General features: G+C 71.6%; 8 protein-coding genes. 2 read left to right on the top strand and 6 right to left on the bottom strand.

What is annotated here, in order from left to right; genetic code table 11:
• Positions 1–92 precede the first annotated feature (92 nt).
• The 4 genes from tolQ to ASG29_RS07895 form a co-directional block, all read right to left on the bottom strand.
• Positions 93–785 carry a protein TolQ gene (tolQ, locus tag ASG29_RS07910; protein ID WP_055982653.1) on the bottom strand — a complete coding sequence of 231 codons (693 nt, stop codon included), beginning with the start codon at positions 783–785 and terminating at the stop codon, positions 93–95.
• Entirely contained in the window at positions 782–1,249 is a 468-nt protein-coding gene (locus ASG29_RS07905; RefSeq protein WP_055982651.1) for a YbgC/FadM family acyl-CoA thioesterase, read from the bottom strand. Before ASG29_RS07905 ends, tolQ begins: the two co-directional genes overlap by 4 nt.
• An 88-nt stretch (positions 1,250–1,337) precedes the next feature.
• A complete protein-coding gene (locus tag ASG29_RS07900) occupies positions 1,338–1,817 on the bottom strand; it encodes a hypothetical protein (protein WP_055982649.1) in 480 nt (159 codons plus the stop codon).
• 15 nt (positions 1,818–1,832) lie between these two features.
• Positions 1,833–2,189 (bottom strand): GntR family transcriptional regulator, encoded by a 357-nt coding sequence (locus ASG29_RS07895; RefSeq protein WP_055982647.1) that lies wholly within the window; start codon positions 2,187–2,189, stop codon positions 1,833–1,835.
• A gap of 76 nt (positions 2,190–2,265) precedes the next feature.
• On the opposite strand from ASG29_RS07895, the gene ASG29_RS07890 reads away from it, so the two are divergent.
• Positions 2,266–3,156 carry a LysR family transcriptional regulator gene (locus ASG29_RS07890; RefSeq protein ID WP_055982645.1) on the top strand — a complete coding sequence of 297 codons (891 nt, stop codon included), beginning with the start codon at positions 2,266–2,268 and terminating at the stop codon, positions 3,154–3,156.
• Positions 3,157–3,225: 69 nt separating this feature from the next.
• Here ASG29_RS07890 and ASG29_RS07885 read toward each other — a convergent pair whose 3' ends face one another.
• Both ASG29_RS07885 and ASG29_RS07880 read right to left on the bottom strand, forming a co-directional pair.
• Entirely contained in the window at positions 3,226–4,617 is a 1,392-nt protein-coding gene (locus ASG29_RS07885; protein WP_055982643.1) for a glucoamylase family protein, read from the bottom strand.
• Positions 4,614–5,612 carry a LacI family DNA-binding transcriptional regulator gene (locus tag ASG29_RS07880; RefSeq protein WP_055982641.1) on the bottom strand — a complete coding sequence of 333 codons (999 nt, stop codon included), beginning with the start codon at positions 5,610–5,612 and terminating at the stop codon, positions 4,614–4,616. Before ASG29_RS07880 ends, ASG29_RS07885 begins: the two co-directional genes overlap by 4 nt.
• A 118-nt stretch (positions 5,613–5,730) precedes the next feature.
• Here ASG29_RS07880 and ASG29_RS07875 point away from each other — a divergent pair, with 118 nt between their 5' ends.
• Positions 5,731–8,019: a glycoside hydrolase family 3 N-terminal domain-containing protein gene (locus tag ASG29_RS07875; RefSeq protein ID WP_055982638.1), complete on the top strand. Its 2,289-nt coding sequence runs from the start codon at positions 5,731–5,733 to the stop codon at positions 8,017–8,019.
• Positions 8,020–8,083 lie beyond the last annotated feature (64 nt).

Genomic DNA, 8,083 nt, shown 5'->3' with positions numbered 1-8,083 from the left:
TGTGCCGCGGACGGAGCGCTGGTGGCACGCCCCCTCCACCATGCTACGCATGGTCCCCCTCCCCATGCCGGGGAGGATCGACACCACCCCCCTCACCGTTCCGCATCCAGCTGCCGCGACAGCGTCGCGTGGAATCCGTCCGCGAACCGGTTCATCCGCGCTTCCAGCCGGTTGATGGCATGGCCGAAGCGATTGTACGCGATCACCGCCGGGATCGCCGCGAACAGGCCGATCGCGGTCGCGAACAATGCCTCCGCGATCCCCGGCGCGACGACCGCCAGGCTGGTGTTCTGCGCACTGGCGATCGCGGTGAAGGCGCGCATGATGCCCCACACGGTGCCGAACAGCCCGACGAACGGCGCGACCGATCCGACGGTGGCCAGGATGTTGAGCCGGTCCGACAATTCGTCGATCTCCTTCGCCACCGCGCTGCCCATCGCGGTCGCGAGCCGTTCGCGCGTACCGTCGCGGTCGATCGTGGAGCCATGCGTCGAGCGCCGCCATTCCGCCACCGCCGCCGCCAGCACGCGCGCGGACGGCAGGTCCGCCTGCCCGTTCGCCTTGTAGAAGGCGTCGATGTCGTCCGCCTTCCAGAAATCGGCCTCGAACCGCGCGGTGTCCCTGCGGATGCGGCCCACCTTCACGCGGAACATGACGATGATCGCCCACGTCCAGATACTGGCCGCCAGCAGCCCCAGCATCACCGCCTTCACGACCCAGTCGGCCTGCTGGAACAGCGCGATCGGCGACAGCGTCGCGGCATCGGTGACTAATGCGGCGTTCACGGTGTCTCTTCCCCTTCGGTGACGAGCGCGCGGTATCGGTCGATCCACGCGCCGGGCTGGCGCCGGGGCCGCCCGTCGGGCGCGACCAGCGCCGCGGTGACGCGCGCCGCGGTCAACAAGACCGCGCCGCGCCTGACTGACTGATGAATGACGACCCGCGCCGCGGTCACTCCGCGAACCCCGGACGCGACCAGCAGCACGTCGTCCAGCCGCGCCGGCGCATGATAGCGGATCGCCAGGTCCGCGATGGCATAGGCGCCCCCGCCGGCCTCGAAATGCGCGCGCTGGTCGATGCCCGCGACGCGCAGCATGTCCGACCGCGCGCGCTCCATGTAGCGCAGGTAGTTGGCGTGATAGACGACGCCCGACAGGTCCGTGTCCTCGAAATACACGCGCAGCGGGAACAGGTGCGTGGAACCGTCGAAACGCCCGCTGGCGGGAAGGTCGGTGGCGGATACCGTCATCGCTGCGGCTGTTAACCGTTTGGCGGAAGGGTTGGAACCCTTGGCGCATATTCGCTCCCCTCCCTTGAAAGGGGGGAGCTATAGGCGACTACTCATCCCCCGACGGACACCCGTCCACCACCGGCGCCCCGGCGCCCTCCGGGTACCAGCGCCCCACGTTCCGGTCCTGGTCGTAATAGCATACCGCCCCGCCCGCGCCGTCCGGGCGGATCGCGATGGTCCAGTTGTGCGCCCCGCAATTGTGCGGCTCGCACCCATGCGACAGGATGCGCCCGTCGCGCAGGACGATGGGGGTCGCGGTGACGTCGCGGTCCAGCACCCGCGCCCGCACCTCGCGATCCGGCACCACCCCCTCGACCAGCGCGGCGACGCGCGGCTCGGCGAGGAAGCTTTTGCCCGCGACATCGTCCAGCGGATAACGGTCGACGTAGCGGTCGAGCGACGCGGCGGTCGCGGACGGGGTCGGCGCGGGCGACGGGGTCGCGACCACCGCGTCGTTGCGCGCCTCGGGCGTGCGGTCGCACGCGCCCAGCACGGCCAGAAGGGTCAGGGGAAGATAGCGGATCATGCCCGCCACAACGGTTCAGGCGTCCTGACGGTCCAGCAGTTCGGCGGCGTCGAGGCCCAGCAGGTCGATATGCGCGCGGATCCGCGGCCAGTGGTTGTCGACGAAATCGCTGCGTTCCGCGTCGCGCAACCGCTCCGCCGCGCCCGCCAGCACGAACATGCCGACGCCGCGCCGGACCTCGACATAGCCGTCGTCCTGGAAGCTCTGATACGCCTTCGCCACGGTCAGCGGGTTCGCGCCATGCTCGGCCGCCAGCGCGCGGACGGAGGGCAATTGGTCGCCCGCGCTAAAGTCGCCGCGCAGGATCGCCGCCGCGATCGTGCCGCGAAGGCGGAGGTAGACGGGACTGTCGTCGCTGCTGAGCGCTGCCATGCTGCCTTAATACACCATATGGGCAGGGTGTCGAGTCCCTCGCCTCCCGCCGTGGAAGCGGATAGCGTGCGCGGCGATGGCGCTCGATCCCGATTACGACCTGTTCCTGCGCGTCGCCGCGGCGGGCAGCCTGTCGGCGGCGGCGCGCGCGATCGGGCAATCGCCCGCGCAGGTGTCGAAGCGCGTCGCGCGGCTCGAGGCGAAGCTGGGCGTCACGCTGCTCCATCGCACCACGCGGCGGCTGACCGCGACCGCGGCGGGGGAACGGTTCCGCGCCGACCTCCTGCCCGCGGTCGCCGCGATCGAGGCGGCGGAGGCGCGGCTGACCGATGCGCGCGCCGCCCCCGCGGGGCCGTTGCGCGTCACCGCGCCGACCTCGTTCGGGCGCCTCCACGTCGCGCCGCATCTCCACCGCTTCCTGGCCACGCATCCCGCGGTGGACCTGTCGCTCGACCTGTCGGACGGCTTCGTCGACCTGATGGCGGCGCGGGTGGACGTGGCGATCCGCATCGCCGCGGAGGTGCCCGCGCCGCTGGTCGCGCATCGCCTGGCCGCCAGCCGCCGCGTCCTGTGCGCCGCGCCGCGCTACCTGTCGGCCTGCGGCGCGCCGCGGGACATCGCCGACCTCGACGCGCACCGCCTGCTGGCGGCGGCGGGGCAGCTGCCGTGGCGGCTGGCGGCGGCGGGCCGCACCGCGACCGTCGCGGGGACGAGCGCGGTAGCGACCAATTCCAGCGAGATGGTGCGCGAACTGGCACTGACCGGCGTCGGCATCGCGCTGCGCTCGCTGTGGGACGTCGGCGCCGCCTTGCGCGACGGGACGTTGGTGCGCGTGCTGCCCGACTGGCAGGGATCGGCGATGGTCGCGATCTGGGCGGTCCATCCCCCCGCCGCGACGGTGCCGCCCGCGGTCGCGGCGTTCGTCGCGTTCCTGCGCGATGCGGTGGACGAGCGGGCGTGGGAGTGATGGATACGAACTCTCCACCACATCCGTTCGGGCTGAGCGAAGTTCAGGGCGAACGGAGGTGGTGATAGATCACACCCCCAGCCACCCGCCCGTGAACCCCGCGCGCAGCAACCCGCGCCGGATCACCGGCGACCGCCGCATCACGCGCCACACGCCCTCGTTCCGCGTGTTCGCGATCGCGCCCAGGATCGCGCCCTGGTCGATCCCCAGCCAGTCGTTCGCCACCCACCCCTGCGGCCCGACCACGCCGTCGGGGGAGGGCGGATCGGTGCGCCGGAAGCTGGGGTTGAAACTGTCGCGGAACCCGTATCGCCCGTACAGGCCGGGCCAGCGCCGCATCGCGCGCGCCGCGGGCACGACGATCTCCGGCGCGAAGGCCAGGCTGCCCAGTGGCGCGGTCGGCGCGATCGTCCCGTCGTCGCGCTCGTCCGGCTGGCCCAGCGGCCCGCGCGCGGCATATCCGTAATAGGTGCGGCCGTCGATCGTCGCATCGCCCGGCCCGTCGCACGCGGTCAGGCCCCAGATATCCCGCGAATAGCCCGTCCACCGCATCGGGTTGGCGATGCAATAGGCGCGGTTGGCCCAGGTCGCGCGGCGGCTGTTCTCGAAATAGTCCATGCCTTCGCGCCGCATCGTCGCGTCGCGGATACCGCGGAAATCGATCCACATCTGGCTGTACTGGTGCCCGAACAGCGGCGCGAAGGCGAGGTGCCGGGTCTCCCCCTCCCCGCGCCAGAACGCGGGATAGGTCCGCGACCACGCCTCCCACGCCCCGTCCGCCAGCGGGCGCAGGCCGGAACCCAGGCCCAGGACGTACACCAGCATCCCCTCGTTATACCCCTCCCACGGCCGCGCGATGAAGCCGCTTTCGGGGTGCCAGCCCATCGATACGGTGCCGCGGTCGTCGGTGAACCAGCGCCAGTCGGCGCGCCCGACGATCGTGTCGGCCAGCCGCCGGATCTCCGCCTCCCCCGCGTCCGCGCCGTCGAACCACGCGCCCGCGAACAGAACGCCCAGGAACAACAGGCCGGTATCGACGCTCGACAGTTCCACCGTCCCGTGTCGCAGCCCCGTGGCCATGTCGAGGAAGTGGTAGAAGAACCCCTTGTGCCCCGCGGTCCCCGTCGCCCCGGCGCCCTGCGGCAGGGCGGACAGGAACCGCAGCGTGGTCAGCGTCCGCTCCCGCGCCGCGGCCCGGTCGATCCACCCGCGCTCCACCGCCAGCGGATAGGCGGTCAGCGCGAATCCGACCGCCGCGATCGAGCAGAAGGACGGCGTCGGCCAGCGATCGGGGACCAGCCCGTTGGCGCGGTTCGCGGTCTGCCAGAAATAGTCGAACGTCCGCCGTTCGATGTCGTCGAACAGCGCAGGCAGGCTCGGGCGGCGCGGCACGCGGGCCAGCGCGGACGCGGCGGGCAGCGTCGCCGCGGCGGTCAGGACGGTTCGGCGGGTCGGGGTCATGCGGTCCTTTCGGGCGTCGCGCTGCTCGCGCGCACCACCAGGTCGGTGGCGATCAGTTCGACGGCATCGTCGGCGGGCGCGCCGGTCAACCGGTCGACCAGCCGCGCGACCGCCCGGCTGCCCAGCCCGATCAGGTCGACGTGGACCGTGGTCAGCGACAGGTAGCGCGCCAGCGGCACGTCGTCGAAACCCGTCACCGCCACGTCGCGCGGCACGTCCACGCCGCCGTCGCGCAAGGCGTGCAGCGCGCCCAGCGCCATCATGTCGTTCGCCGCCACCACCGCGTCGAACGGCGCCCCCGCGCGCAGCTCCGCGACGGCGCGCGCGCCCGCCTCCTCGGTGAAATCGCCCGCTACCACGCGCACCGGCGCGTCCGGAAAGTGGCGCGCCATCGCCGCGACATAGGCGGCGCGCCGCTCGCGCCCGTCGATATTGGCGTCGGGACCGGCGACGTGCACCGGCGCCCGGCGCCCGGTCTGCGCCAGGTGCCGCATCGCCGCCGCGATGCCCGTGGCGTTGTCGACCCGCAGCAATGGCCGCCCCCCGCCGTCGGCGGCGTTGATGAGGACGGTGGGCAGGCCGGGCGGCAGCGCGGCGTCCAGCCCCGCATCGTCCAGCTGCGGCGCCATCACGATCAACCCGTCGACGCGCCCGCGCATCGATCGCATCGCCAGCGCCGCCAGGGCGGCATCGGCATGCATGTTCGACAGCAGCAGGTGATAGCCGCGCGCCGACGTCTCGCGGTCCATGCCGCGCACGATTTCGGAAAAGAATTCGCCGTACAGATCGGGCAGGACGATCCCGATCGCCTGCGTCCGCGCCAGCGACAGGCTGCGCGCGCCCGCATGGGGGACGTAGCCCAGCGCCGCCGCCGCCTCGCGCACGCGCGCGCGCGTGTCGGGATGGACGTTCTCGTGCCCGTTCAGCGCCCGCGACACCGACGCCACCGATACCTCGGCCCGGCGTGCCACGTCGCGGATCGTCGCGGAGCCCATGCCTCGTGCCATCCCCTGTTGCGAATTCCGTTGCCCGTTCACCCGGGCTACCGCTACGTAACCGGTTACATCGCGCGACAGAAGCGATATTCGATCGCCGCAGGCAAGAGGATTCCCGATGACGCACCCGACCATCACGCGGCCGATCACGCGGCGGGGCGCCCTTCTGGGCGCGGGCGCGATCGCGGCCTGGGCGGCCAGCCCGGCACGCGCGATGCTCGCCGCGGGCGACGCCTATGCCGTCCCCGCCTCGGTCGACGCGCTCATCGCGCGCATGACGGTGGAGGAGAAGGCGGGGCAGCTGAACCTGATGGCCGCCGCCTGGGCCGGGGGCACCGCGATCTCGCTCAACCCCGCCGGGAACGCGGGCAATTTCGATGCCCAGCTGGCCGATGCGGTGGCGGGAAAGCTGACCGGCGTGTTCAACGGCAACGGCGCGGAGATGGCGCGGCGGATGCAGCGCGCGGTCATGGCGAATTCGCGGCTGAAGGTCCCGCTGATCTTCGCCGCCGACGTCATCCACGGCCATCGCACGATCTTCCCCGTGCCCGTGGGCGAGGCGGCGAGCTTCGAACCCGACCTGGCGCGCCGCACCGCGCGCGTCGCGGCGTACGAGGCGGCGGGCGCGGGCATCGACTGGACCTTCTTCCCCATGGTCGACGTCGCGCGCGACCAGCGCTGGGGCCGCACGATGGAGGGCGCGGGCGAGGACCGGAGGCTGGGCGAATTGTTCGCGGTCGCGCGCGTGCAGGGGTTCCAGGGGAAGGACCTGAAGGCCGACGACGCGATGATGGCCTGCGTGAAGCATTTCGCCGCTTACGGCGCGGCGGAGGGCGGGCTGGACTACAACAGCGTCGACGTGTCCGAACGCACTTTGCGCGAAACGTATCTACCGCCGTACAAGGCCGGGTTCGACGCCGGCGCGATGACGGGCATGGCCGCGTTCAACGAATTGTCGGGCGTCCCGGCGCACGGCAACCCGTGGCTGTTGCAGACGGTGCTGCGCGACGAATGGGGGTTCCAGGGCTTCATCGTCGGCGACTATACCGGCGAAGAGGAGATGATCGCCGCGGGCTTCGCGAAGGATTCGCGCGACGCGACGCGCATCGCCTTCCTGGCGGGCGTCGACATGTCGATGCAGAGCGACAATTACATGAAATACCTGCCCGGCCTCGTCGCCGACGGGACCGTGCCGATGGAACGGCTCGACCGCTCGGTCCGCCGCGTGCTGGCGGTCAAGCACATGCTGGGCCTGTTCGACGATCCCTTCCGCCGCATCGATGCGAAGCGCGAGAAGGCACGCTCGCGGACGAAGGCCAGCCTGGCGCTGTCGCGCGAGGCGGGGCGCAAGTCGATCGTGCTGCTGAAGAACGACGGCGACGTCCTGCCGCTGGCGAAGGGGCGGAAGATCGCGATCGTCGGCCCCTTCGCGGACGGGCAGCACGACCTGAACGGCCCGTGGGTGGTATATGGCGACAATGCGCAGGCGGTCGACCTGGCCACCGGCATCCGCGCGGTCGTCGGCGCGGGCAACGTCACCGTCTCGCCCGGATCGCTGGTCGAGGCGCCCCTGCCCGGCGGCATCGCCGCGGCGGTCGCGGCGGCGCAAGCCGCGGATGTCGTGATCCTCGCGATCGGCGAATCGGAGGGCATGTCGGGCGAGGCGCAGTCGCGCACCGATATCGTCGTGCCGCCGCCGCAGCAGGAACTGGCGGAGGCCATCGCGCGCACTGGCAAGCCCGTCGTCGTCGTCCTGAAGAACGGCCGCGGCCTCGCGCTGGCGGGCGCGGTGAAGGATGCGCCCGCGATCCTCGTCACCTGGTTCCTGGGGTCCGAAAGCGGCCATGCCATCGCCGACGTCCTGTTCGGCGCCTATTCCCCGTCCGCGCGCCTGCCGTGCAGCTTCCCGTACGAAAGCGGGCAGTCGCCCTACCATTACGATCACAAGGTCACCGGCCGCCCCGCGCCCGACATGAAGGAACCGTACAAGGCGCGCTACCGCACCGCGCCCAATGCCGCGCTATACCCGTTCGGCCACGGCCTGACCTACGGCACGATCGAATATACCGGCCTGAAACTGCCCGCGCGGATGGCATGGGACGGCACGCTGGAGTTCTCCGCCACCGTCGCCAACACCGGCCGCCGCGCGGCGGAGGAAGTGGTGCAATTGTACGTCCGCGACCGTGTCGCCAGCATCACCCGTCCGATCCGCGAGCTGAAGGCGTTCCGCAAGGTCGCGCTGGCCCCCGGCGCGCGCGAGACGGTGACGTTTCGCCTGACCCGCGCCGACCTGCAATTCGTCGGGCTGGACCTGAAGCCGACCGTGGAGCCGGGCACCTTCGACCTGTGGATCGCCCCCTCGGCGCAGGCGGAAGGGGTATCGGGCACGTTCGACCTGATGCGGTGACCGGACGGGCATTCCGCCCGCCCGCGATCGCACCCATATTGGACGAAATCGCCTTTGGTCGCCG

Source organism: Sphingomonas sp. Leaf412 (assembly GCF_001425405.1).
Classification (GTDB): Bacteria; Pseudomonadota; Alphaproteobacteria; order Sphingomonadales; family Sphingomonadaceae; genus Sphingomonas.
Note: the sequence above shows the minus strand (reverse complement) of the source record. Positions and strands in the feature narration are given on the sequence as shown.

Coding starts and splice junctions, on each gene's coding strand:
- ASG29_RS07885 (WP_055982643.1), bottom strand. CDS start 4,617: ATGACCCCGACCCGCCGAACCGTCCTGACCGCCGCGGCGACGCTGCCC.
- ASG29_RS07895 (WP_055982647.1), bottom strand. CDS start 2,189: ATGGCAGCGCTCAGCAGCGACGACAGTCCCGTCTACCTCCGCCTTCGC.
- ASG29_RS07900 (WP_055982649.1), bottom strand. CDS start 1,817: ATGATCCGCTATCTTCCCCTGACCCTTCTGGCCGTGCTGGGCGCGTGC.
- ASG29_RS07880 (WP_055982641.1), bottom strand. CDS start 5,612: ATGGGCTCCGCGACGATCCGCGACGTGGCACGCCGGGCCGAGGTATCG.
- ASG29_RS07875 (WP_055982638.1), top strand. CDS start 5,731: ATGACGCACCCGACCATCACGCGGCCGATCACGCGGCGGGGCGCCCTT.
- ASG29_RS07890 (WP_055982645.1), top strand. CDS start 2,266: ATGGCGCTCGATCCCGATTACGACCTGTTCCTGCGCGTCGCCGCGGCG.
- ASG29_RS07905 (WP_055982651.1), bottom strand. CDS start 1,249: ATGACGGTATCCGCCACCGACCTTCCCGCCAGCGGGCGTTTCGACGGT.